Here is a 23,375-nt window from a genome sequence, read left to right on the forward strand (position 1 = left end):
TCTCATTTTCAAGAATCTAAGCTGTTAAAAAAAATGAGGGATTACTTGTTGATTTACTTCAAAAAAGCTCCTGAAAAAATGTTTATATTTGCATAAAACAAATTAAAATGCAACATATAATTGACCGTTTCATCAGCTACGTAACTATAGATACGGAATCTGACTCCAACTCTGAAACTACACCCAGCACAAAAAAACAATGGGATTTAGCCAATAAACTGGTTGAAGAACTAAAAGCTATTGGAATGCAAGACGTAACAATAGACGACAAAGCGTATATCATGGCAACTTTGCCAAGTAATGTGACCCATGAAGTACCAACTATTGGATTTATTTCACATTTTGATACGACACCCGATTTTACTGGCGCCAATGTAAAACCTCAAATCATTCCTAATTATGATGGTAAAGACATTGTATTAAATGCAGAACAAAACATTGTATTATCACCGAGCTATTTTAAAGATTTATTGCTTTACAAAGGGCAAACTTTGATTACTACTGACGGAACAACATTATTAGGAGCCGATGATAAAGCCGGAATTACTGAAATTGTGACTGCAATGGAATTCCTTGTCAACAATCCCGAAATCAAACACGGAAAAATCAGAGTTGGTTTTACACCTGATGAAGAAATTGGTCGTGGCGCGCATCACTTTGATGTAGCTAAATTTGGAGCGGATTGGGCATATACAATGGATGGCAGTCAAATAGGCGAATTGGAATATGAAAATTTTAATGCGGCTGGCGCCAAAATTACTTTCAAAGGAAAAAGCGTGCATCCTGGCTATGCCAAAGGAAAAATGATCAATTCTATGTTGATTGCCAATGATTTTATCAATGAACTACCAATTGATGAGACACCCGAGACAACAAAAGGATACAAAGGTTTTTTTCATGTACATCATTTAACCGGAAGTATCGAAGAAACCGTTTTGGAATTAATCATTCGCGATCATAACAAGAAAAAATTTGAGAAACGTAAAGAATTAATCGAGAAAATTACTCGAAAAATCAATAAAAAATTCGCAAAACAATTTGGTTCAGCTATTGTTATCACTGAGATTAAAGACCAATATTACAATATGAAAGAAAAGGTTTTACCTGTGAAACATATTGTGGATATTGCGGAAAAAGCGATGAGAGAAATAGGCATTAAACCACTTATTAAACCCATTCGTGGCGGAACTGATGGTTCTCAATTATCGTATAAAGGATTGCCTTGTCCTAATATTTTTGCTGGCGGACATAATTTTCATGGAAAATACGAATACGTTCCTGTAGAAAGTATGCAAAAAGCGGTTGAAGTAATTGTAAAAATTGCTGAATTGACAGCAACAGAAGATTCATCTAAAAAATAATCTATTGGAATCCTCAAAAAAGCCTCATTCTTGGGATAAAAACAACAGTTGGTCAGAAGAATTAGAACTTCTAAAATCAATTATTGTCAAAACTGAACTCGTGGAAACTACCAAATGGGGCGGTATTGTTTATGTCCTGAATGGTAAAAACGTACTTGGAATAGGAGGATTCAAAAATTATTTTACAATTTGGTTTTTTAATGGCGTTTTTCTGAAAGATGAAAAAAAAGTTTTAGTTAACGCGCAAGAAGGCGTTACCAAATCGTTGCGACAATGGCGCTTTTCATCAAAAGAAGAGGTCAATGAAGCGGCAGTATTAGATTATATTCATGAAGCGATTGCCAATGAAAAACAAGGAAAGAATAGTAAACCCGAGAAAAAAGAACCTATCGTTTCTGAACTTCTTCAAAAGGAATTAGATGCTGATGCCAATTTAGCAGATGCTTTTTTAAAATTCACTCCTTACAAACAATATGAATTCTTAGAATATATTGAAACTGCAAAACGAGAAGAAACCAAACGTTCCCGGATCGAAAAAATCAAACCAATGATACTTGAAAACATTGGTTTAAATGATAAATACCGATAAAATTAAGTCCCAATTCTGAAGCTCAGAGTTGGGACTTTTTATTTAAAGCCACATTAGAATAATACATTCTACTTTCATAATCATTTATACAATCTCTTTCTTTTAAAAAAGAAAACACTTCCTTTCTTGGTTACAATTTGCTGAAAATCAGAATAAATTATCTGAATCGTTCTGAAAAACTTAACATTGACCAGTGCAATAAATCACTATATTTACTTACAATTACTTAACAATTTAATAACACCAGAACAATATTCGTTTAATTGAATAAAAGCTAATACTATAAATTATGATACAAAAGAAAGAAACGGAAACTGATCCAGTATCTCCAACAAAACCTGAAATTGATAAGCCAATTAGAGCTCGAAGAACAAAAGTCGTTAAACCTGTAGCGGAACCCGTTGAAATCATAGAACCGGTAATTGAAGAAATCATAATGGAAACGATAGAGATTTCGACTATTAGTCTAGAGGATAATAGTGACGTTTCAAATAAGAAAAAAAGTAAAAACGAAATCAAAAACAAAGTAAAAATGAAAGATAAAGACAAGAAAAAGGCTAAAAAAGCCGACGCAAAAGAGAAAGCAAAACAAAAAGCGAAAGCAAAAGCTAAAAAGGCAAAAAAAGCCAAAAAGGATAAAGCTAAAAAAGCTAAAGTCAAAGCCAAGATAAAAGCTAAAAAGGCCAAAGCAAAATCAAAAAAAGCGAAGAAGAATAAAAAGAATAAAAAATAATGATATTCTTTTTTATCAAAAAAAAGTCCCAATCCGAATAATCGGTTGGGACTTTTTTAATTCATTAAAATGAGAATTATTTTTTGTTCAATACTGCACTCATTTCCATAGAAATAGCAGAACGCTCCATTTTCAATTTTCCTGACATCGTTTCAACAACAACCGTTGTATCCGCTAACTCAGAAACTTTTCCGTGAAGACCACTTTTTGTAATGATTTTATCCCCTACTTTTAAGCTGCTTTCAAATTCTTTTTCATTTTTCGCTCTTTTTTGTTGCGGTCTGATCATGAAGAAATAGATTACCACAAACATTAATAAAAACGGTGCAAATTGAGTTAATTGTTCCATAATTTAAATTCTTTTTTTATTGATTAATATTACATTAAACCACGACCAGCTTTAATGATTCTTTTGCTGGCTTCCAGTTCTTTTACTAAATTGTCTAAAATTCCGTTGATAAAAATACTACTTTTTGGCGTAGAATATTCTTTGGCAACTTCTAAATATTCGTTAAGAGTTACTTTTACAGGAATAGATGGGAATTTCAAAAATTCACAGATTGCCATTTTCAGGATAATCGTGTCAATCTCGGCAATTCTTTCAGTGTCCCAGTTTGGTGTTTTATCAAGATATTCTTTGGCTAATTCCGTTTCGTTTAAGACCGTTTTTCGGAACAAATCTTTAACAAAATCCTTATCTTCATTGTCTTTATACAATTTTGGCACTCTGAAATTATCGTCTTCACCAGATTTAATTACTTTCAACTGCTTGATAATATGCGTATTCACTAACGGAATATCATCAACCCAAGTCAACTTATCATCTTCTAAATATTCGTACAATTTTTCGTTAGGAACGATTACATCCATGAATAAATCCACGATAAATTGTCGGTCTTCTTCAAAAGTATTTACTGAATTACTCATGTAATCTGCATACAATTTACTTGCTTTTACGTCATTTAGAAGCAATAAAATATAATCGTCGTTTAAAGACCAATTATTTATTTTACGGTTTTCCAATGCAATGCTTAGTGAATTATTTTCGGCAAGAATTTGAAAAATTTTGTTTTTGATGAACTTTTCGTTGGGTTTACGTTCCTCAGGAGTTGCAAGATGTTTCAAACTGGATTTATGCAAAAAGACAGTCTCTGTTTTACAAATTTCAATCAGGGAAGAAAGCATTATAAGGTATAAATCTTGAATATTGTCGATGCTGTAAAAAAGGAATTTTTCTTCTTTTTCCAGATTATCTGAACCGCTTTGATGCATCGCATAAATGGATTGCATTACTTTAACGCGAATGTGTCTTCTATTTACCACCTTGTAAGAACTTTTATTAATTAGTCTGCAAAAATAAGTATTTCATTTTTTAAAATAAAATATATAATCGCTTATTTTAAAAGTATTCAATCAACAGTATTCAGTGAACGCTAATAAATTGGTCACTGAATACTGATAACTGAACGTTTTTTTACTTTTTACTGTTTTCTATTTTTCTTTGATTGATGCGATTTTGAGCAATAGTCAAAGCAGCATGATGCGTTGTCATCTTGTTAGCAATGGCAAAATCAAATATCTCTAATGTTGTGTTATAAATATTTTCTGTTTTACGCATGATCTCCGCTTTGTCATAATGCGCTAATTCCGCATAAACATTGATAATTCCACCCGCATTAATCAAGAAATCAGGAGCATATAGAATGCCTCTTTCTTGTAGAATTACACCGTGAACATTCTCATCAGCCAATTGATTATTGGCAGCTCCGGCAATTACTTTTGCTTTAATTTTATAAACTGTATTGTCATTTAACGTTGCTCCCATGGCACAAGGCGCATAAATATCAACATCAGCACTGTACAAATCCTCACCTCTGAAAATTTGTGCGTTGTACTTCGCCCCCACTTCATTTAATTTTTCTTCATTGATATCAGCAATAGTTACAATTGCACCTTCTTTTGTCAAATAATCAACTAAAGTTTCTCCAACATGCCCGATTCCTTGAACCAAAACTTTTTTACCACTCAAAACATCAGAACCAAATTGTTGCTTTGCAGCAGCTTTCATTCCTAAATATACTCCGTAAGCTGTAACTGGCGATGGATTTCCAGAACCTCCTCTTGATTCAGAAATTCCGGTAACATAAGGTGTCACGTCTCTAACGATATCCATATCTGCGGTCTCCATTCCCACGTCCTCAGCAGTAATATATCTCCCGCTTAAACCATGCACAAATTCGCCAAACTTACGCATCAACTCAGGAGTTTTTTGTGTTTTGGCATCGCCTATAATAACTGCTTTTCCTCCACCAATATTCAATCCTGTAATAGCCGCTTTAAAAGTCATTCCACGTGAAAGACGCAATACATCGTTCAGCGCTTCCCATTCATTTGCGTAATTAAACATTCTCGTACCTCCTAAAGCAGGACCCATAACCGAATTATGAATACCAATAATTGCTTTTAAACCTGTATCTTTGTCATTGCAAAATACAATTTGTTCGTGATCATCAAATGATAATTGACCAAAAACGGGATCCATTTTTTTAAGTTCCTTTCCAGTTGTGAAAGCTGCATTCATAGTGTGATTTTTTATAGTGATGAATTATGAATTTGTCAAAAAGACAATTCAAATTTACATAAAAAATGAACATGCAGTAGATTTTTATCTAAAAATCACCAATTCAATAATTTAATTGATTATTATTTCATCACTAACAAGTATTAACATTAAGGTTTTATTCAAAAAATGAAACCATTTCAACACAGAATATCTTAAAAAAATGAAAGAATTACGTTATTTAAATAAATATTTCGTCAAATACAAATACAGTTTCTTACTGGGAATTATTTTCACCATTATCGCACAAATATTCATGCTTTTCACACCCAAGTTGATTAGCAAATCATTTAAGGTAATTGAAGCTTTCGCCAAAGATAAAACCATTGCCAAATCAGTTATTCATCAAGAATTAATTTCAAATATTTTACTGATTATTGCCACAACAATCATTGCTGGTTTTCTTACTTTTTTGATGAGACAAACCTTAATTGTAATGTCACGTCACATAGAATTCGATTTAAAAAACGAAGTGTTCCGCCAATATGAGAACCTTTCGCAAAACTTTTATAAGCAAAATCGCACCGGAGATTTAATGAACCGCATCAGTGAGGATGTTTCAAAAGTAAGAATGTACGTAGGGCCTGCTGTGATGTATTCGATTAATACTTTTATCCGTTTTGCAATTGTAATCGTCTATATGTACAATGTATCTCCGAGACTTACTTTATACACGCTATTGCCTTTACCAATTTTGTCGTACGTTATTTTTAAACTCAGCTCCGAAATCAATAAAAGAAGTACTATTTTCCAGCAATATTTATCCAAAGTATCCAGTTTTTCACAAGAAATATTTTCAGGAATCCGAGTGATAAAAGCCTATTCACTGGAAGACCAGCATCAACAAAATATGGTTAATTTAGCCAATGAAAGCAAAAGCAAAAGCTTAAACTTAGCCAAAGTGCAATCCTTATTTGGTCCGTTAATGTTAGCGCTAATAGGAATCAGTAACTTAGTGGTAATCTATTTTGGTGGTCTAATGTACATTGACGGCACTATAAAAAGTATTGGAACCATTGCTGAATTTATTTTATATGTCAACATGCTTACTTGGCCGGTAGCTTCATTAGGATGGGTTTCTTCAATGGTTCAAGAAGCTGAGGCTTCCCAAAAACGCCTTAATGAATTCCTAAAAATCGAACCGGAGATAAAAAATAAAAATCGAGACAAATCAGTGATTGAAGGTTCTATTTCTTTTGAAAATGTAAGCTATACTTATGAAGACACTAATATAAAAGCGATACAAAACATTTCATTTACAGTAAAAAAAGGAGAAACTTTAGCTATCCTAGGAAAAACCGGATCTGGTAAATCGACTATTTTATCATTGATTTCACGTATGTATGATGTTACAGAAGGGAAAATAAATATTGACGGAAATGAAATAAGCACCATCAACTTGTTTGATTTACGTAACAGTATTGGAATTGTACCACAAGATGCTTTCTTATTTTCGGACAGTATCAAGAATAACATTATGTTTGGCAAAGAGAATGCAACGGAAGAAGAGGTAAAAGCTGCCGCAAAAAGTGCCGTTGTACATGATAATATTATGGGTTTCAACAAACAATACGAAACAATCCTAGGGGAAAGAGGCATTACACTTTCAGGAGGTCAAAAACAAAGAGTTTCCATTGCAAGGGCAATTATCAAGAATCCTCCTATTTTACTTTTTGACGATTGCTTATCTGCAGTTGACACGGAGACCGAAGAAGCAATTTTAAACAACTTACATGAAATTTGTAAGGATAAAACCACCATTATTGTAAGCCATCGCGTCTCTTCCGCTAAAAATGCAGACCGAATTATCATCATTGAAAAGGGGGAAATTATACAACAAGGTTCTCATAATCAATTGATAAATCAAGAAGGCTATTACGCCGCTTTATATTTGAAACAACTTTCAGAAAAAGAAATGCTATAATTGTTGGATAATACATATATTTTTTAGATTTTTGGATACTACTTAACAACCATAAATTGATAGAAAGGAATATGAGAGAACATGACATGTTAGAAAAAGAAGAGATATTTTCTAAAGTTTTAAGAGCTGGAAGAAGAACATACTTCTTTGATGTGAGAGCGACAAAAGCAGATGATTATTACATTACCATTACCGAAAGCAAAAAATTTACTGAAGAAGATGGATCATTCCATTTCAAAAAACATAAAATCTATTTATACAAAGAAGATTTTGCAGCTTTTGCAGAAATTCTTGGCGAAATGACTTCTTATGTTTTGAACCACAAAGGCGAAGAAGTAATCTCTGAAAGACACCAAAAAGATTTCAAAAAAGAATATGCTTCTGAAAAATCAGATGATGAAATTATACCACAAACATCAACTTTTACCGATATTGAATTTGATGATATTTAATTTTTAATTCCTTACTTACACATAAAAAAAGTCCAAAAATCAGAAGATTTTTGGACTTTTTTTATGGTGATACTCTAAATAGCAGTTCGTTTTTTGTTTATGAATCCAATATTACCCAATTCGCAATCCGTTTTCTATTTTGAAATCGGGAGCCAGCAAAATTACGTCTCCTTCATCTCCTACCGCACCCAATACCAGACATTCGCTCATGAATTTCCCGATTTGCTTTTTAGGAAAATTAACCACCGCTACAATCTGGCGGTTAAGTAAATCTTCTTTTTCGTAACGTTTGGTTATTTGTGCCGATGTTTTTCTAATTCCGATCTTAGAACCAAAATCTATGGTAAGTTGGTACGCTGGTTTTCTAGCTTCAGGAAAATCATTAACTTCAAGAATAGTTCCCACACGCATTTCTACTCTTTCAAATTCAGGCCAGGTCAGTTCCATGTAATTTTAGTTTTACTTTTGAAGCATAAAGTTACATTTTACAAAATAAAAACCTACATATTAGAAAAAGATATTTCATAATTAAAAGCAAGAAAAAGCCAATCTGGCATGTTAAATACACGTTAAACATATTAAAACTAAAAGAAATGAATGTACTTTTGTATTGCGGAATTTAAAATTTTATGAAAATATTTCCAAATACAACACCAACCTCCACCACTCTTTTTAAAGAGTTTTTTGTGTTTGGCGCAAAATTTTCGCATTCAAAAGCCTTTGTTGATTAGACCTTCGTCTATATAAAAACAAACTACTTCGAGACGAAGGTTTTTCTTTACATCATTTATTTAACCAGAAATTTTAAAAGTTATCTTTTTAAAATTCAATCAAATTTAAAAACATGTTTTTAAAAAAATTAGCTGCGCACCAAATTATTTGGGCGTCAACCCTTTCGTTTTTAGCAATCAGTAGTGTATTGATTTATTTCGATTATCTTGATTATTTATTTTTGATTATTCCTCTTTTATTAGTTTATATGCTCCTTTCGGATACTTTCCAATCCAAACATACCGTTAAAAAAAACTACCCAATTGTGGGTCGATTCAGGTATTTCTTAGAATCTTTTCGTCCGGAAATGCGTCAATATTTCTTTGAAGGCGAATTAGACGGAAAACCTTTTAATCGCAGACAACGAACTATCGTTTATCAAAGAGCCAAAAATGTAAAGCAAACTATCTCTTTCGGAATGCAGGATGACCCCAACAGAATTGGGTACGAATGGGCAGCGCATTCTATTTATCCAAAAAGAGCCGACAAACAATTTTTCAGAACCACCGTTGGGAACAGCCAATGTTTGCAGCCTTATAGCGCCAGTATTTATAATATCAGTGCCATGAGTTATGGCGCATTGAGCAAAACTGCCATTTCTTCTTTGAATAAAGGAGCCCAGAAAGGCGGATTTGCACATAATACAGGCGAAGGAGGAATCAGTGATTTTCACTTAGAAGGCGGTGATTTAATTTGGCAAATCGGAACTGGATATTTTGGATGCAGAAAAGACGATGGTACCTTTTCAGAAGGATTATTTACAGAAAAAGCCAACTTTCCACAAGTTAAAATGATTGAGTTAAAACTCTCGCAAGGAGCAAAACCTGGACACGGAGGATTATTACCAGGCGAAAAAAACACGCCTGAAATTGCTAAAATCAGAAACATCCAACCTCATGTGGCTGTACATTCGCCAGCAGCCCATACTGCTTTTTCAAACAGTACTGAATTATTGTTTTTTCTAAAAAAATTAAGACACTTATCTAACGGAAAGCCGGTTGGATTCAAAATTTGCATTGGGCGTCAAGATGAATTCATAGCAATTGTTCAAGCCATGAAAGAAACAGGAATTGTTCCTGATTTCATTACCATTGACGGAGCAGAAGGAGGAACTGGAGCAGCACCTTTAGAATTTATTGATTATATGGGAATGGCACTTTCGGATGCTTTGATATTTGTTACCAAAACCTTAAAACAATTTGAACTCAGGGATCAAGTTAAAATTATGGCTTCTGGAAAAATCATCACTGGTTTTGATATCGCTAAAGCAATATCACTTGGCGTCGATGCCTGTTACAGCGCACGAGGAATGATGTTTGCGCTAGGCTGTATTCAAGCGCTGCAATGTGATAGTGGCAAATGTCCTGTTGGTATTGCAACACAGGATAAAGCTTTATACAAAGGATTGGATATTACTGAAAAAAGTGTGCGCGTTGCTCATTTTCACAACAACACGTTAAAAGCTTTTGCAGAATTCATTGGAGCTTGTGGATTTGATTCCCCAAAAGCCATTACTCCAGATGTTTTTTACCGCAGAATTGACCATAAAACGAATGAAAGTTTTGCAGCACTATTTTTTAACGATTTTGAAAATAAAGCTAAAACCGAAAAAATAAACTTAAACTAAATCCAAATGAAGCCAACTCCAGTTTTAACAATTACCGATTATCACATTCTTCGGGAATTGGTGAAAAATGCAAAAGACAGTACGAATATTAGAGAAATCGCTTTGCTTACACAAGAATTAGATCGGGCAATTGTCAACAAAGAAGGTGTTCTTGACGAATCTATTATCCGAATGAATTCTCATGCAACAGTCGAAGATACCAAGACCAAACAGCAAATGAAAATTCAAATTGTTATGCCTTCACAATCCAATATTAAAGAAGGAAAAGTTTCTATTTTGGCTCCTTTATCCGTCGCAATAATTGGCTTTAAAGAAAATGACGAAGTGGAATGGCAATTGCCTGCCGGAATTAAAAATTTAAAAATAATTGCCGTAACGAATACTCCAAACAACTAATTACCAAATCTTTTAAACACCTCATTTATGAAGGTGTTTTTTTATCTATAAGCAGAAATTCTTTCTTTTTATCTTCAAAAACAAAAAAATTACAACTATTTACACAAATTCTGTAATACTCTTTTTGTCAAATCCATCTAATTTTACAAAAGACGAATATTAAATTCATCTTGTAAATAGTAACTATTATGGAAATGAGTCAGAAAAACAGTAGCGAATCGAGAAAGGGAAACAACACTGGATTAGACATGTATATTGAAACAGCGCCTAATGTAAAATTATATGTTAAAGATTATGGTGAAGGAAAACCTGTAATTCTTATTCACGGATGGCCACTATCTAATGAAATGTGGGAATACCAAATTGATACTTTAGTTCAAAATAATTTTAGAGTTATTGCTTATGACCGTCGTGGTTTTGGTAAATCTTCACAACCTTGGGATGGTTATGATTATGATACTTTAGCCGACGACTTAAAGGCTATTATTGACCAATTGGATTTGAAAGAAGCCACACTTGTTGGATTTTCAATGGGTGGCGGAGAAGTTGTTCGCTATTTCAGTCGTCACGGCGGAAAAGGGGTTTCTAAAGCAGTGCTTATCGCTTCAGTAACACCGTTTCAATTGCAAACGGATTCTAATCCAAATGGTGTTCCACAAGAAAAATATGATGCTATGGCAGCACAAATCAAGGAAGACCGAATTGGTTTTCTGGATAGTTTTGGAAAAACATTTTTTGGAGTAAGCTTTATCAGCAAACCTATCAGTACACCTTTATTGGATTATTATAGAATGTTGTGTTCTTTTGCTTCACCACGTGCCACTTTAGAATGTGCTAAATCATTTTCGACAACCGATTTCCGTCGTGAAATGGCATCTGTCAATGTTTCTACATTAATTATTCATGGGGACGAAGACAAAACAGTACCCATTGAAATCACTTCTGAAATAGCGGCAAAATTAATACCCGACAATAAATTTATTGTTTATGAAGGAGCGCCACACGGGTTATTTTACATTGAAAAAGATAAATTAAACAAGGATTTGATTGAGTTTTTGAATTCATAAGTAGTAACAAATTCATTTATTGCAAAAAAAATCCCAAAACTTTCGTTTTGGGATTTTTTAATTTTATATGCTATCTGAATAGTTTAAACTATTTAACATCCATTAATTCTACGTCAAAAATCAAAGTAGCATTTGGTGGAATTGCTCCTCCAGCACCACGAGATCCGTAACCTAAATGTGATGGAATCACGAAACGTGCTTTGTCACCTACGCGCAACAACGCAATACCTTCGTCCCAACCTTCAATAACGTTTCCTTTTCCTAATGGAAATTCAATTGGTTTTTTACGAGGATAGGAGCTGTCAAAAACTTTTCCGTCAGGAAGTTGTCCTGTGTAATGTACCGAAACTGTTTTTCCGTTCTCCGCTTTTTTACCTTCCCCTCTTTGGATGAATTGGTAACGCAAACCGCTTTCTGTTTTTTCAAAACCGGCAGCCAATTTTTCCATAGCGGCTTCAGCATCTGCTTTTAAAGCTGCATCACGTTTGTTACGAGAACCTTTGAAAGTGATAAAAGCTTCAATTGCATTCCAATTTTTAGCTTCTTCTCCTACTCTAACAATTTCTAAAGACTCCAAAACATCACCTTGAGCGACAGCATCAACAACATCTTGACCTTCTACCACATGACCAAAAACAGTATGTTTGTTATCCAACCATTCTGTTGGGATGTGTGTAATGTAAAATTGAGAACCGTTTGTTCCAGGTCCTGAATTGGCCATTGCCAAAACTCCCGGACGATCGTGTTTCAAACTTGGATGAAATTCATCATCAAATTTATACCCTGGATCTCCAGTTCCTGTTCCTTGTGGACAACCACCTTGAATCATGAAATCAGGAATTACTCTGTGGAATTTTAATCCGTCATAAAATTTAACCCCTTGCGGTTTTACTTTATTTTCTAAATTTCCTTCCGCCAATCCTACGAAATTCCCCACTGTACCTGGAGTCAAATCGTGTGCTAGTTTTACTAAAATAGCACCTTTAGTGGTGTTGAATTTAGCATATATTCCGTTTTCCATTTTTGTTTAATTTTTATTGAAGAGCAAATTTACGAAATTAATTTTAAAAAGGAATTGGGAGATTCGTTGATTTGGTTATTTGAAAACCTTTATAGCTTTAGAACTTTACAACGTTCCCTTGCTACAAGTGGTTTGGGACTAAATTAAGCCATATCTTCGGATTTGCCTAAACGGTCCAAATACAAAACCATTTTTCGGTTAAGCCAATTACCCAAATCAATTGTAGCAGCTGTTCAACTGGCTTTTTCCGTTTTTGTTTTTACTTTTCCGTTTTTACTTTTACCAAATTTAGGGATTCATAAGTTTTTTTTGGATGTTTTTTTTACCATTTAAAAATTTACCAATAAATGTATTTCTTACTAAATAATGATAGCTAACAAAACAAATAAATGTCGTTAACGAGAGTACAATTAAAAACTTGACTATGGCGGGGAAAGGTAATTTCCAAATAAACGCAGGAATGATTGCCGTTAGCGGTAAATGAATTAAATATACCCAATAAGATGAATCAGACATGTAACGCATTCTTGCCGAATAGTTACTGCCGTACCGGATAAAAAGTCCAGTTATTCCAAAAGTAAATAGCCAAACTGTAATAGAACTTAAAAAAATTAAAATCCAAGAGTTTGAATTTGGTTCTAAATTCAAATTTTTAATCAGTAAACCTTGAATTGTAGCTGTTATAATTGCCAAAATGGTACAAGTCCAATCATAACGAACTATTGATTCTAAAAGATGTTTTGATTTGAATAAAATCCAGCCCACAAGGTAGAAAAAGAGAAAGAAAACAAAAGGTTTCAATTGTGGAATTAAAGAAACCGAAGCATCTATCATAGAAGTTCCTAAAATTGTAAGTATTAGGAAAGTCAAAACAGAAAAAAACAAGATTCGCATAATGGGTCTTTGAATTAGCAAGTTGAAGTATCTTGTTATCCATCTTGTCAATTTCTCTGCTTTTTTAAGCAATAATCCTAATAATATTGAAGTTGCTGTTATATATGTCAGATAGTACAGAAACCATAAATGAGATGTAGTTTGAGGTAAAAAAGCAGTAATATTTGAGAATGGTTCTAAAGCGATTGTTAGCGGATTTTCTTTTAGTGAAAAAACAGCTCCAGTATAACCAAAAGCAAATATTATTATTGGCCAAAGAACGAACAAAAAAACAATGAATGGATAAACGATTCTTGAGATTCTGTTCTTAATCATTTCGATTGGTTGCCTTTCATAAAATAACATAGCACCAAAAAAACCTGCCACAAGAAAAAAAATGGGCATGCGGAACGAGTGAATTAAAAACACAATGGAATCGCTAAAAAGGGTTGTGGATTGAGGGTCTTTTAGTGACCAAGCATCTCCGTGAACTGTTACGTTATAGGTTAAGGCTGAATGTAGCACCAATCCCAATAACATCATTATTGCTCGTAAAGAGTCCAATGAGTGCATTCGTTCAGTTTTGGTCGGTTTTTGTTTCAAATTGTATTTATTAATTTCACGGTTTTTAAGTTTCTAATTCCCCAAATCATAAATAATATTTCTAAAACTGTTCCAATTGAAAAAGCAAAAGATGGAATTCCGTCGAATATTATGCTAATAATTCTACCAAACGCTAATCCGCCCATAAAGATTGTACTTACTAATGTTGCATTCCTCCAATGTTCAGCTTTAAAAACTCCAATTATCCAATATGCTGCTAAACCTAAATATAATCCCATTAATGCTCTGAAAACATTACTTAAATCGATACTTTCTACTTTGAAGTCAAAGAAAAATGGTAAAACCTTGTTTGGATTAATTCCGTATGTTAATCCAACTTCTATTACTGTTAAAGAAGATAATCCCAAATGCAAATTTTTGAGTTTAAAAACATTATTTTTCATTAATTCTTTATTCGTTTTAGTTTCTGTTGTGTCGCGAGCTCGCATTACTGCCAACTCGTTTATACACGCCACTCAGTTGCGCAAAGCAATCCGATTTTGAGAGATATAAGCCATAAACAACTTTTGTCGTTGCGCTAATTTATCCAAAAATAGTTCAAAAGCCTTACAAAAAACCATTTATTTTACAAATACTTTTCGCATTAATACCCTTTGATTCATTGTGTTTTTTAATCCCACTAAACCCTAGCCCAGATAGCAGTGAAAATCCTTTCTAGTCCTGAACTTGTTTCAGGACTAGAAAGATTGCAACGTCCCGATAGCCATCGGGAAGCTGGAAATAGCTCCTGAACAATCCCAACGTTTCGGGACAGAATAAATTCTAAAAAAAATGACATCCTTACGAATGTCATTTTAATTGTTTGCATCAAAATTTTATTATTTTACTAATAAACCAGCGTTTCTCAAATACGGTTCTATTTGCATATCATGTCCAATAAAATCTTTGAAGGCTTTGTTTAAATCAACACTATTACCCACTGATAAAATATATTTCCTAAAACGTTCACAATTGGCTCTTGTCATACCACCATTGGCCTGCATCCAGTCGAAAGCATTATAATCTAATGTTTTTGACCAAGTGTAGGCATAATATCCTGCTGAATACCCTCCGCCCCAAATGTGAGCAAAATAAGGCGTGTGGTATCTTGTTGGAACCTCATTTACCAACAATCCGTATTTTTGTAGCGCCTCTTTTTCGAAAACTAAAGTGGGTTTGAAATCGGATTCCTTTTCGACACTATGCCAAGCCATATCTAGCGTTGCCGCTGCCAAAAGCTCCGTAACTACGTATCCTTTATTAAAGGTATCGGCTTTTTTAATTTTATCAATTAACTCCTGAGGAATGGCTTGTTTGGTCTGATAATGTATCGCATAATTTTTTAAAACCAAAGGATCCAATGCCGCATGCTCATTGATTTGAGAAGGAAACTCCACATAATCACGCGGAACGGATGTCCCGGAAAGCGTTACATACTGCTGGTTTGCAAACAATCCGTGCAAAGTATGCCCAAACTCATGAAACATCGTGGTTACATCATCAAAACTAATCAAGGATGGATTTCCACCAGCTGGTTTTGAGAAATTATAGACATTGACAATAACTGGTTTTTGTTTTAAATAATGCGACTGATTCACAAAATTACTCATCCAAGCACCACCATTTTTATTGTCTCGAGTGTAAAAATCTAAATAATATATCGCAATTGATTTTCCGTCATTATCATATACTTCATACACTTTTACATCCGGATGATAGACCGGTAAATCATGTCGCTCTTTAAATGTGATGCCATACATTTGTTGCGCTGCGAAAAACACGCCTTTTTCTAAAACAGTAGCAATTTCGAAATACGGTTTTATTTGACTTTCATCCAAATCATATTTTGCTTTACGCACTTGCTCTGAATAAAAGTTCCAATCCCAAGGCTCTAATTTAAATCCTCCGTTTTGTGAGTCAATCAGGTCTTGAATTTCTTTGGCTTCTACTTTTGCTTTTACAACTGCCGGACCTGCAATTTTTGCCAGTAAATCCATAGCTGGTGCCGGTGATTGCGCCATTTGATCTTGTAATTTCCATTCAGCAAAACTTTTTTTGCCCATTAAATTTGCTTTTTGCAAACGTAATCTTGCCATGCGTTCTATTACTTCACGAGTATCACCATCATCATTTTTTTCGGCACGATTCCAAGATGCTTTGAATATCTTTTCTCTCGTGGCTCTGTTGGTAAGGCTTTGCAATAATGGTTGCTGAGTCGTGTTTAACAATCCTATTAAATACTTTCCGTCTTGACCTGCTTCAGTAGCTTTTGCCTTTGCAGCAGCAATTTCATCGGCACTTAAACCTGCTAAATCATTTACATTGTCAAATAAAACGGCTCCATTTTTTCGGGCTATTAGCAGTTTATTATTAAATGAAGTGCTCAAACTTGCCAACTCTTCATTAATTTTTTTTATTTTATCTTTATCAGCCGCTGACAAATTTGCCCCGGCTAATTCAAATTGTTGCAAATAATATTGGGTCAATTTTTTGTCTTCTCCTTTTAAAGCAGCAATATTCAATGCCTTGAAACGATTGTACAACTTACTATTCAGATAGATTTTATCATTGTGAGCTGAAAAAATTGGAGCGTGTTCCTCATCAATCGCTTGCAATGTCGGGTTGGTATTAGACCCCGTTAAATTATAAAAAACACCCGTTGCTCTGCCTAAATCTACACCACTGGTTTCTAATGCCAGTACCGTGTTTTGAAAAGTTGGTTTCGCTGGATTGTTTGCAATCTTTTCGATTTCCTGATCATGAATTTTTAAACCGTATTCAAAAGCAGGTTTAAAATGTTCGTCTTTAATTAAATTAAAAGTCGGTGCTTGATACTGCAACGTACTTTTCTGCAAAAGAGGATTCGTCATCTTAACGGATTTGTTTTGTGCATAGAGTGTTTCAGTTTGGAAAGAAGCAACTAAAAACAAGGAACTAGCAACGATTATTTTCGAAAAAATTTGCATAATTAAGTGGTTTATTTTTAAGACATAAAAGTAGTTGAAAAAAGTATAGTATGAAATAGTGCCGTTAAGAATTAATTCCTGCTAAAAGCATCATTAGTTACGCTAAAAGCTAAAATAGTTCCTAAAAAAGTTTAATCGTTGATTTGGTTATTTGAAAACCTCTGCAACTTTGTACCTTTGCTCCCGAATCCTCGGGATTGAAACTTATAAAAGAAATTATGCGCATCGATATTGTTACCGTTCTCCCAGAATTATTGCGAAGTCCGTTTGAGGCCTCAATTATGAAACGTGCTATTGACAAAGGTTTGGTAGAAGTTCATTTTCATAATTTACGGGATTATACCACCAACAGACAGAAAAGTGTAGATGATTATCCCTATGGCGGTGGCGCTGGAATGGTAATGACAGTACAGCCTATTGACGCCTGTATTACACATTTGAAAAGCGAAAGAACCTACGATGAAATCATTTATATGTCGCCGGACGGGGAAACCTTGAACCAGAAAATGGCGAATACCATGTCAATGTACGAAAATATTATTATCCTTTGCGGACATTATAAAGGTGTGGATCAACGCGTGCGCGATCATTTTATTACCAAAGAAATATCAATTGGTGATTATGTATTGAGCGGTGGTGAATTAGGAGCTTTGGTATTATCCGATGCATTGATCCGATTGATTCCAGGTGTTTTGAGCGATGAAACCTCAGCATTGACGGATAGTTTTCAGGATGGATTATTGTCAGGACCTATTTACACACGCCCGGCTGATTATAACGGCTGGAAAGTTCCGGAAGTTTTGACCAGCGGAAATTTTGCCAAAATCGACAAATGGCGCGAAGATATGGCGTACGAACATACTAAAAACAGAAGACCCGATTTGCTCGAAGAAAGTTAGAAGTTATAAATTAATAGGTTATGCGTTTTTTGCGTAAAAATATTTCACAACACATAACACATAACTCATAACTTTTTTTTACATTTGCGCCCACATTAGTTCAACCTCTGGCGAGATCCGTGAATGTTGATTTAATACAAACCATAATTAAAAAAATTATCATGGCAGATTTAATGAAATTCGTTCAAGACGAATTCGTAACAAGAAAAGATTTCCCAGTTTTTGCAGCTGGAGACACTATCACCGTTTACTACGAAATTAGAGAGGGTGAAAAAACTAGAACTCAGTTTTTCAAAGGAGTTGTAATCCAAAGAAGAGGTTCTGCTAACACAGAAACTTTTACAATCCGTAAAATGTCAGGAGCTGTTGGAGTTGAGCGTATCTTCCCGGTAAATCTTCCTGCATTACAAAAAATTGAAATCAATAAGAAAGGTGCTGTACGTAGAGCTAGAATTTTCTACTTCAGAGAACTTACTGGTAAAAAAGCAAAAATTAAAGATAAAAGAAGATAGTTTACTGTCTCTTTACTATAAAAGTCCCAACACTGTTGGGACTTTTTTTTGGTTTAAAACCAAGGTACTCAATGCTATTCTTTAAATCCGACAGGAATTTAACTGATTTCAAGCGCTTCGTATTTGACAATAAATAAGGAATATCTTTTCCATATTCTTAATTTGAATACCCTAAAATAACAATTTAGCAATTCATTTTAAACTACTAAAAACTTAATGAAAACGCATTTTCTTTTACGATAACGTTTTATTACATTTGTAGCTACGTTTAAAAATAAGAATTACATATATCAATACACTATGACAAAAATTAAAGTAGCCAATCCTGTGGTTGAATTGGATGGCGATGAAATGACACGAATTATTTGGTCCTTTATTAAAGAAAAATTAATTCTTCCTTATTTAGATTTAGATATTAAATATTACGATTTAGGAATGGAAAGCAGAGATGCTACCAATGATCAAATCACTATTGACTCTGCAGAAGCGATAAAAAAATACAATGTAGGTATCAAATGTGCTACCATTACTCCTGATGAAGACAGAGTAAAAGAATTTGGTTTAAAAAAAATGTGGAAATCACCAAACGGAACGATTCGTAATATTGTAGGCGGAACTGTTTTCCGTGAGCCAATTATTATGAGTAACGTACCACGTTTGGTTCCGGGTTGGACTAAACCTATTGTTATTGGTCGTCACGCTTTTGGAGACCAATACAAAGCGACTGATACGGTAATCAAAGGAAAAGGAACTTTGACAATGAGTTTCACTAACGAAGCTGGAGAAACTCAGTCTTGGGAAGTTTACGATTTTCAAGGTGATGGTGTTGCAATGGCAATGTACAATACTGACGAAAGTATTTTTGGTTTTGCTCATTCTTCTTTCCAAATGGCTTTGACAAAAAAATGGCCTTTATACCTTTCTACAAAAAATACGATTTTGAAAGCGTATGACGGACGTTTCAAAGATATTTTTGAAGAAGTGTATCAAGAACATTACAAAGCAAAATTTGTTGAAGCAGGTATTATTTACGAACACAGATTGATTGACGACATGGTTGCTTCTGCAATGAAATGGAGCGGTGGTTTTGTTTGGGCTTGTAAAAACTATGATGGTGATGTACAATCAGATACTGTGGCACAAGGATTTGGTTCACTTGGACTAATGACTTCTGTATTAGTAACTCCTGATGGAAAAACTGTTGAGGCTGAAGCGGCTCACGGAACTGTAACACGTCACTTTAGACAACACCAACAAGGAAAAGCAACTTCTACTAACCCAATTGCATCTATTTTTGCATGGACAAGAGGATTGGAACACAGAGGTAAACTTGACGAAAACCAAGCTTTAATTGATTTTTGTCATGCCTTAGAACAGGTTTGTATTGATACTGTTGAAAGCGGAAAAATGACTAAAGATTTAGCAATGTTAGTAAAACCAGAAGGTTTGACTGAAGCTGATTACTTAACTACCGAAAATTTCTTGGCAGCCATAAAAGAAAATTTAGAAGCTAAACTAGCTTAATTTTTTTCTAAACTATATTAAAAAGACAACTGGAAACGGTTGTCTTTTTTTTATCCTAGTAATACATCAACATTTGTTAAACAAGAATCAACTTCGATGTAGTGAAATTTGGAAATCAAAATCTAAGAAATGATTCTAAAATAAATTATTGCCGCTACAAATACCTCTATTCAAACCCAATAAAGTTTAATTTTCACGCAAACTATTTTGTTTTTCATTACAATCGCGACTGTAAACCATAACCTTTCTTTTTTTACCTTTACATCATAAATCCTAAATCAACATTCTTAAATCTTAAATCCAAATGTCTTCACACCATATCGTTCGCGACGACCAAGAACCTGCTTTAATCATTGCCAACGGCGCTTCCTGTAATCCGGAACTATTAGGCCAATTATTGGAATGGTCACCGCTTGTCCTTGTATTGGATTCGGCTATGGTTCGCGTCATGGAATTAGACATCAAAGTCGATGTGCTTTTAGGGGATTTTGACCGAGGATTTGATCCCGAAATTTATAAAACGTCTCAATACCCAATCGAAATCATTCATACGCCCGACCAAAATAAAACCGATTTAGAAAAAGCTTTTGATTATTTAATCGAAAGAAAGATTCCTGCTGTAAACGTTGTTTGGGCAACCGGACGAAGAGCCGATCATACGATTACCAATCTTACCAACATCTCACGATACAGAAATCTATTGAAAATTGTTATTCTGGACGATCATTCGAAAGTGTTTTTATTGCCTAAAAAATTCGAAAAATGGTACACTGCTAACACTCCTATTTCATTAATTCCCATCGGTCACGTTACTGGAATTCACTCTGATAATTTATTTTACCCGTTAAAAGATGACAGTCTGACCATTGGTTACAGAACCGGAAGCAGCAATCACGTAATCAAAGACGGCATCGTAACAATAGAACATGACGAAGGCGATTTATTGATGATGGAATGCATGGATTAACATTTATTGTATATCCAACAAAGCATTTCTCACAATTTCATAGTGACTCCAAGGGATAAAATGATTCGCTTTTCCGATCGTTATCGTATCCATTGATGTAGCATTGACAAACTTTTTCTTCATGAATGCTACATTACTATACGGTACCAAAGCATCTTTTGTTCCATGAATAATAGTAACATCGCAAGTAATTTTTTTCAGTTCTGGCTCTAAGTCTACCAAATCCTGTTTCAGCCACCACAACTCATCATTAGAAGGGCGTAATGCTCCCGGAATCAGATACCGCAAAGGCGAAACTTTGATAACCGTTCTCCATTTCTCCGGGTTTTCAGCTTTAGGATCCAATGATCCTGCCAGTATCACCAATCGTTTGTACCAAGATGGATTATCCACGGCTAACTTAGCCACAACTGGTCCTCCGATTGAATGTCCCACCAAAATTAGCGGCTTTTTATTCTCTATTTTTTTTATAAACTCAGATATTCTTCGGGACTGCTCTTTTAAATCTTGAGCATCGCCAAAATCGCTGTATCCAAAACCCGGTCTGTCAATAGCAATCATTCGGTATTTTTTCAGCAATAAAGTATCTTTAAGATATTCTTTGAAGGCATTCCAACTTCCAGGCGAACCGTGTACAAAAAACAAAGTCGGGTTTTGAGTATTACCCGTTTCTACGTAATGTATTTTATACCCTTCAAAAGCAATTGTTTTATCCTGAAATTCTATTTTTGATGGAGTAAAAAAAGTGATTGTTTCCTTATTCGAAAATCGCATCATCATGCAAGACTGACACATTACAATATAAAAAACCATAAAACTGTAGGCTATGTATCTCTTTTTGAATTTAAATGTAGCAGGCATAAAAATCATTCTATTTGTATTTTTTATATAAAAGTAACCGTTTTTATGTTTCAAAAAATACGCAACGTTCTGATTTTATGATTTATTTTCCATCTGTTTAATGGGTCAAAGTCGTCTTTATGCTTTTACAAAATAGTTATGCCTATCTTTGCATCGAAATATAGAAAATGAAACCGAAAACGATTACCGAAAAGACTAATTTACATCCCAGAAATCTTGATAGATTTGGATATAATTTTGAGCAATTAATAGAAAAATCTCCTGAATTGCAGCATTTTGTTTCTATCAATGAGCATAAAATCGAAACGATTGATTTTAGTAATCCTGATGCCGTAAAGTCACTTAACAAAGCATTGTTATTATCACATTATGACATTCAAAACTGGGATATTCCTAAAAATTATCTTTGCCCGCCCATTCCCGGAAGAGCGGATTACATTCATTATATCGCTGATTTATTAGCTTCAAGCAACAACGGAATTATTCCTGAAGGAGAAACTGTTCAAGGTCTAGACATTGGTGTGGGAGCCAATTGCATTTATCCTATAATTGGTAATTCAGCTTACGGATGGAGTTTTGTAGGAACTGATATCGATTTAAAAGCAATTGAAAATTGCAGCGCCATTATTGAAGATAATCCAAAACTGATTGACGCCATCAGTTTACAACAACAAACGGAATCACGTTTTATTTTTAAAAACATCATCACTCCCGAAGACAAATTTACGTTCACCATTTGTAATCCTCCTTTTCATGCCTCACAAGATGAAGCCACGAAAAGCACGGTTAGAAAAATCAACAATTTAGAAAATACCAAAACCACAACCCGAGGCGGAGCCGAACGGAGCGAAGCTAAACCTGTTTTAAATTTTGGTGGTCATAATGCTGAATTATGGTGTGAAGGCGGTGAATTAGGTTTCGTTACCCAGATGATTTATGAAAGTGCAAAATATCCGATGCAATGTTTATGGTTTACGTCTTTAGTGTCTAAAAAAGAGAATCTTTCCAGTCTTTACAAAACATTAAACAAGGTAAGCGCTGTCGAAATTAAAACGATTGATATGGCTCAAGGCCAAAAAACAAGCCGAATAGTAGCTTGGACTTTTCTAAGTGAAGCACAACAAAAAGCCTGGAAGTTTTAAAAATAATCCCTATTTCGTTTTAGTATTCAATCCCACAAGTTATTCTTGACAGTCGGGAGAATCAGTATATTCAAATACTTTTTCATATTATTTATTTAGAATGAAGCCATTAAAAAAACTTCTATTATTAAATCAATAATTAAACTTCTAAAAATTTATTTTACCGAAAAAAACATACAGCTATTCATAAATAGTTGTATTTCTCTATATTTTTAAGAACAAAAAATAAAATTTAACTTAAATTTACGTAAGTTTGATAAATAAATCTTTAAATAATCATAAAGATATTCCTTTACGATTCATTAAACCATTAACTGAAAATCGTAATTCTTAAACCAAAAAAGCTATTAAAACAAGATAATAACACCCCTATTTATTATTCTTTTTTATTTTATTTTTTTTGGCATTTAACACCGAAATACGTTTATCAAAATTTCGCATAAAACCAATGAACTAATTCGAACTAA

At 34.0% G+C, this 23,375-nt stretch carries 22 protein-coding genes; 13 read left to right on the forward strand and 9 right to left on the reverse strand.

The features are described 5' to 3' along the window. Positions 1-107 precede the first annotated feature (107 nt). From pepT to ACNQGX_RS05030, 3 genes are all read left to right on the forward strand, one after another. Positions 108-1,361 (forward strand): peptidase T, encoded by a 1,254-nt coding sequence (gene pepT / locus ACNQGX_RS05020; RefSeq protein ID WP_417974593.1) that lies wholly within the window; start codon positions 108-110, stop codon positions 1,359-1,361. A gap of 4 nt (positions 1,362-1,365) precedes the next feature. After that, positions 1,366-1,950, forward strand: a complete 585-nt coding sequence (locus ACNQGX_RS05025) for a YdeI/OmpD-associated family protein (RefSeq protein WP_417974595.1) — start codon at positions 1,366-1,368, stop codon at positions 1,948-1,950. A gap of 289 nt (positions 1,951-2,239) precedes the next feature. After that, the gene (locus ACNQGX_RS05030; protein ID WP_417974597.1) at positions 2,240-2,683 is read left to right on the forward strand and encodes a hypothetical protein; all 444 of its coding nucleotides are present in this window, start codon (positions 2,240-2,242) and stop codon (positions 2,681-2,683) included. 76 nt (positions 2,684-2,759) lie between these two features. Here ACNQGX_RS05030 and yajC read toward each other — a convergent pair whose 3' ends face one another. The 3 genes from yajC to ACNQGX_RS05045 form a co-directional block, all read right to left on the reverse strand. Next, the gene (gene yajC, locus ACNQGX_RS05035) at positions 2,760-3,032 is read right to left on the reverse strand and encodes a preprotein translocase subunit YajC (RefSeq protein WP_099715973.1); all 273 of its coding nucleotides are present in this window, start codon (positions 3,030-3,032) and stop codon (positions 2,760-2,762) included. 29 nt (positions 3,033-3,061) lie between these two features. Beyond that, positions 3,062-3,973, reverse strand: coding sequence for a transcription antitermination factor NusB (gene nusB / locus ACNQGX_RS05040; protein ID WP_417974673.1), 912 nt, complete (start codon positions 3,971-3,973; stop codon positions 3,062-3,064). Positions 3,974-4,157: 184 nt separating this feature from the next. Continuing rightward, the gene (locus ACNQGX_RS05045) at positions 4,158-5,264 is read right to left on the reverse strand and encodes a Glu/Leu/Phe/Val family dehydrogenase (protein WP_417974599.1); all 1,107 of its coding nucleotides are present in this window, start codon (positions 5,262-5,264) and stop codon (positions 4,158-4,160) included. A gap of 202 nt (positions 5,265-5,466) precedes the next feature. Between ACNQGX_RS05045 and ACNQGX_RS05050 the strand changes: the two genes are divergently transcribed. Continuing rightward, complete coding sequence (locus tag ACNQGX_RS05050) at positions 5,467-7,227, forward strand: ABC transporter ATP-binding protein (RefSeq protein WP_417974601.1); 1,761 nt, start codon at positions 5,467-5,469, stop codon at positions 7,225-7,227. A gap of 71 nt (positions 7,228-7,298) precedes the next feature. Continuing rightward, entirely contained in the window at positions 7,299-7,679 is a 381-nt protein-coding gene (locus tag ACNQGX_RS05055; RefSeq protein WP_099715976.1) for a PUR family DNA/RNA-binding protein, read from the forward strand. A 111-nt stretch (positions 7,680-7,790) separates the two neighbouring features. Here the strand turns inward: ACNQGX_RS05055 and ACNQGX_RS05060 are convergent, their stop codons facing one another. Next, entirely contained in the window at positions 7,791-8,126 is a 336-nt protein-coding gene (locus ACNQGX_RS05060; protein WP_417974603.1) for a tRNA-binding protein, read from the reverse strand. 397 nt (positions 8,127-8,523) lie between these two features. Here ACNQGX_RS05060 and ACNQGX_RS05065 point away from each other — a divergent pair, with 397 nt between their 5' ends. From ACNQGX_RS05065 to ACNQGX_RS05075, 3 genes are all read left to right on the forward strand, one after another. Beyond that, positions 8,524-10,077: an FMN-binding glutamate synthase family protein gene (locus tag ACNQGX_RS05065; RefSeq protein ID WP_417974605.1), complete on the forward strand. Its 1,554-nt coding sequence runs from the start codon at positions 8,524-8,526 to the stop codon at positions 10,075-10,077. A gap of 6 nt (positions 10,078-10,083) precedes the next feature. Next, on the forward strand, positions 10,084-10,473 hold the full coding sequence (locus ACNQGX_RS05070) for a GreA/GreB family elongation factor (RefSeq protein WP_417974607.1): 390 nt from the start codon (positions 10,084-10,086) through the stop codon (positions 10,471-10,473). A gap of 188 nt (positions 10,474-10,661) precedes the next feature. Next, positions 10,662-11,540, forward strand: coding sequence for an alpha/beta fold hydrolase (locus ACNQGX_RS05075; RefSeq protein WP_417974609.1), 879 nt, complete (start codon positions 10,662-10,664; stop codon positions 11,538-11,540). An 88-nt stretch (positions 11,541-11,628) separates the two neighbouring features. On the opposite strand, the gene ACNQGX_RS05080 is transcribed toward ACNQGX_RS05075, so the two are convergent. From ACNQGX_RS05080 to ACNQGX_RS05095, 4 genes are all read right to left on the reverse strand, one after another. Beyond that, the gene (locus ACNQGX_RS05080; RefSeq protein ID WP_417974611.1) at positions 11,629-12,561 is read right to left on the reverse strand and encodes a peptidylprolyl isomerase; all 933 of its coding nucleotides are present in this window, start codon (positions 12,559-12,561) and stop codon (positions 11,629-11,631) included. 288 nt (positions 12,562-12,849) lie between these two features. Then, on the reverse strand, positions 12,850-14,007 hold the full coding sequence (locus ACNQGX_RS05085) for an acyltransferase family protein (RefSeq protein ID WP_417974613.1): 1,158 nt from the start codon (positions 14,005-14,007) through the stop codon (positions 12,850-12,852). 26 nt (positions 14,008-14,033) lie between these two features. Then, complete coding sequence (locus tag ACNQGX_RS05090) at positions 14,034-14,441, reverse strand: DUF4345 domain-containing protein (RefSeq protein ID WP_417974615.1); 408 nt, start codon at positions 14,439-14,441, stop codon at positions 14,034-14,036. Positions 14,442-14,876: 435 nt separating this feature from the next. Next, positions 14,877-17,003: a M3 family metallopeptidase gene (locus tag ACNQGX_RS05095; protein ID WP_417974617.1), complete on the reverse strand. Its 2,127-nt coding sequence runs from the start codon at positions 17,001-17,003 to the stop codon at positions 14,877-14,879. A gap of 218 nt (positions 17,004-17,221) precedes the next feature. Here ACNQGX_RS05095 and trmD point away from each other — a divergent pair, with 218 nt between their 5' ends. From trmD to ACNQGX_RS05115, 4 genes are all read left to right on the forward strand, one after another. After that, positions 17,222-17,902, forward strand: coding sequence for a tRNA (guanosine(37)-N1)-methyltransferase TrmD (trmD, locus tag ACNQGX_RS05100; protein WP_417974675.1), 681 nt, complete (start codon positions 17,222-17,224; stop codon positions 17,900-17,902). 161 nt (positions 17,903-18,063) lie between these two features. Beyond that, positions 18,064-18,414, forward strand: a complete 351-nt coding sequence (rplS, locus tag ACNQGX_RS05105; RefSeq protein ID WP_131916212.1) for a 50S ribosomal protein L19 — start codon at positions 18,064-18,066, stop codon at positions 18,412-18,414. Between the two features lie 300 nt (positions 18,415-18,714). Further along, positions 18,715-19,938: an isocitrate dehydrogenase (NADP(+)) gene (locus ACNQGX_RS05110; RefSeq protein ID WP_131916211.1), complete on the forward strand. Its 1,224-nt coding sequence runs from the start codon at positions 18,715-18,717 to the stop codon at positions 19,936-19,938. A gap of 304 nt (positions 19,939-20,242) precedes the next feature. Continuing rightward, a complete protein-coding gene (locus ACNQGX_RS05115; protein WP_417974620.1) occupies positions 20,243-20,905 on the forward strand; it encodes a thiamine diphosphokinase in 663 nt (220 codons plus the stop codon). Between the two features lie 3 nt (positions 20,906-20,908). On the opposite strand, the gene ACNQGX_RS05120 is transcribed toward ACNQGX_RS05115, so the two are convergent. Continuing rightward, positions 20,909-21,766 carry an alpha/beta fold hydrolase gene (locus tag ACNQGX_RS05120; RefSeq protein ID WP_417974622.1) on the reverse strand — a complete coding sequence of 286 codons (858 nt, stop codon included), beginning with the start codon at positions 21,764-21,766 and terminating at the stop codon, positions 20,909-20,911. Positions 21,767-21,933: 167 nt separating this feature from the next. Here ACNQGX_RS05120 and rlmF point away from each other — a divergent pair, with 167 nt between their 5' ends. Continuing rightward, positions 21,934-22,908, forward strand: coding sequence for a 23S rRNA (adenine(1618)-N(6))-methyltransferase RlmF (gene rlmF / locus ACNQGX_RS05125; protein ID WP_417974624.1), 975 nt, complete (start codon positions 21,934-21,936; stop codon positions 22,906-22,908). The last annotated feature ends 467 nt before the right edge of the window (positions 22,909-23,375 follow it).

This window comes from Flavobacterium glycogeni, from assembly GCF_048286775.1.
Classification (GTDB): domain Bacteria; phylum Bacteroidota; class Bacteroidia; order Flavobacteriales; family Flavobacteriaceae; genus Flavobacterium.

Bases quoted from the DNA above. Each gene is read 5' to 3' on its own strand.
- pepT (WP_417974593.1), top strand. From the start codon at position 108: ATGCAACATATAATTGACCGTTTCATCAGCTACGTAACTATAGATACG.
- ACNQGX_RS05065 (WP_417974605.1), top strand. From the start codon at position 8,524: ATGTTTTTAAAAAAATTAGCTGCGCACCAAATTATTTGGGCGTCAACC.
- yajC (WP_099715973.1), bottom strand. From the start codon at position 3,032: ATGGAACAATTAACTCAATTTGCACCGTTTTTATTAATGTTTGTGGTA.
- ACNQGX_RS05045 (WP_417974599.1), bottom strand. From the start codon at position 5,264: ATGAATGCAGCTTTCACAACTGGAAAGGAACTTAAAAAAATGGATCCC.
- ACNQGX_RS05090 (WP_417974615.1), bottom strand. From the start codon at position 14,441: ATGAAAAATAATGTTTTTAAACTCAAAAATTTGCATTTGGGATTATCT.
- ACNQGX_RS05110 (WP_131916211.1), top strand. From the start codon at position 18,715: ATGACAAAAATTAAAGTAGCCAATCCTGTGGTTGAATTGGATGGCGAT.
- ACNQGX_RS05075 (WP_417974609.1), top strand. From the start codon at position 10,662: ATGGAAATGAGTCAGAAAAACAGTAGCGAATCGAGAAAGGGAAACAAC.
- nusB (WP_417974673.1), bottom strand. From the start codon at position 3,973: ATGCAATCCATTTATGCGATGCATCAAAGCGGTTCAGATAATCTGGAA.
- trmD (WP_417974675.1), top strand. From the start codon at position 17,222: ATGCGCATCGATATTGTTACCGTTCTCCCAGAATTATTGCGAAGTCCG.
- ACNQGX_RS05085 (WP_417974613.1), bottom strand. From the start codon at position 14,007: ATGCACTCATTGGACTCTTTACGAGCAATAATGATGTTATTGGGATTG.
- ACNQGX_RS05060 (WP_417974603.1), bottom strand. From the start codon at position 8,126: ATGGAACTGACCTGGCCTGAATTTGAAAGAGTAGAAATGCGTGTGGGA.
- ACNQGX_RS05055 (WP_099715976.1), top strand. From the start codon at position 7,299: ATGAGAGAACATGACATGTTAGAAAAAGAAGAGATATTTTCTAAAGTT.
- rlmF (WP_417974624.1), top strand. From the start codon at position 21,934: ATGAAACCGAAAACGATTACCGAAAAGACTAATTTACATCCCAGAAAT.
- ACNQGX_RS05030 (WP_417974597.1), top strand. From the start codon at position 2,240: ATGATACAAAAGAAAGAAACGGAAACTGATCCAGTATCTCCAACAAAA.
- ACNQGX_RS05080 (WP_417974611.1), bottom strand. From the start codon at position 12,561: ATGGAAAACGGAATATATGCTAAATTCAACACCACTAAAGGTGCTATT.
- ACNQGX_RS05070 (WP_417974607.1), top strand. From the start codon at position 10,084: ATGAAGCCAACTCCAGTTTTAACAATTACCGATTATCACATTCTTCGG.
- ACNQGX_RS05095 (WP_417974617.1), bottom strand. From the start codon at position 17,003: ATGCAAATTTTTTCGAAAATAATCGTTGCTAGTTCCTTGTTTTTAGTT.
- ACNQGX_RS05115 (WP_417974620.1), top strand. From the start codon at position 20,243: ATGTCTTCACACCATATCGTTCGCGACGACCAAGAACCTGCTTTAATC.
- rplS (WP_131916212.1), top strand. From the start codon at position 18,064: ATGGCAGATTTAATGAAATTCGTTCAAGACGAATTCGTAACAAGAAAA.
- ACNQGX_RS05120 (WP_417974622.1), bottom strand. From the start codon at position 21,766: ATGCCTGCTACATTTAAATTCAAAAAGAGATACATAGCCTACAGTTTT.
- ACNQGX_RS05050 (WP_417974601.1), top strand. From the start codon at position 5,467: ATGAAAGAATTACGTTATTTAAATAAATATTTCGTCAAATACAAATAC.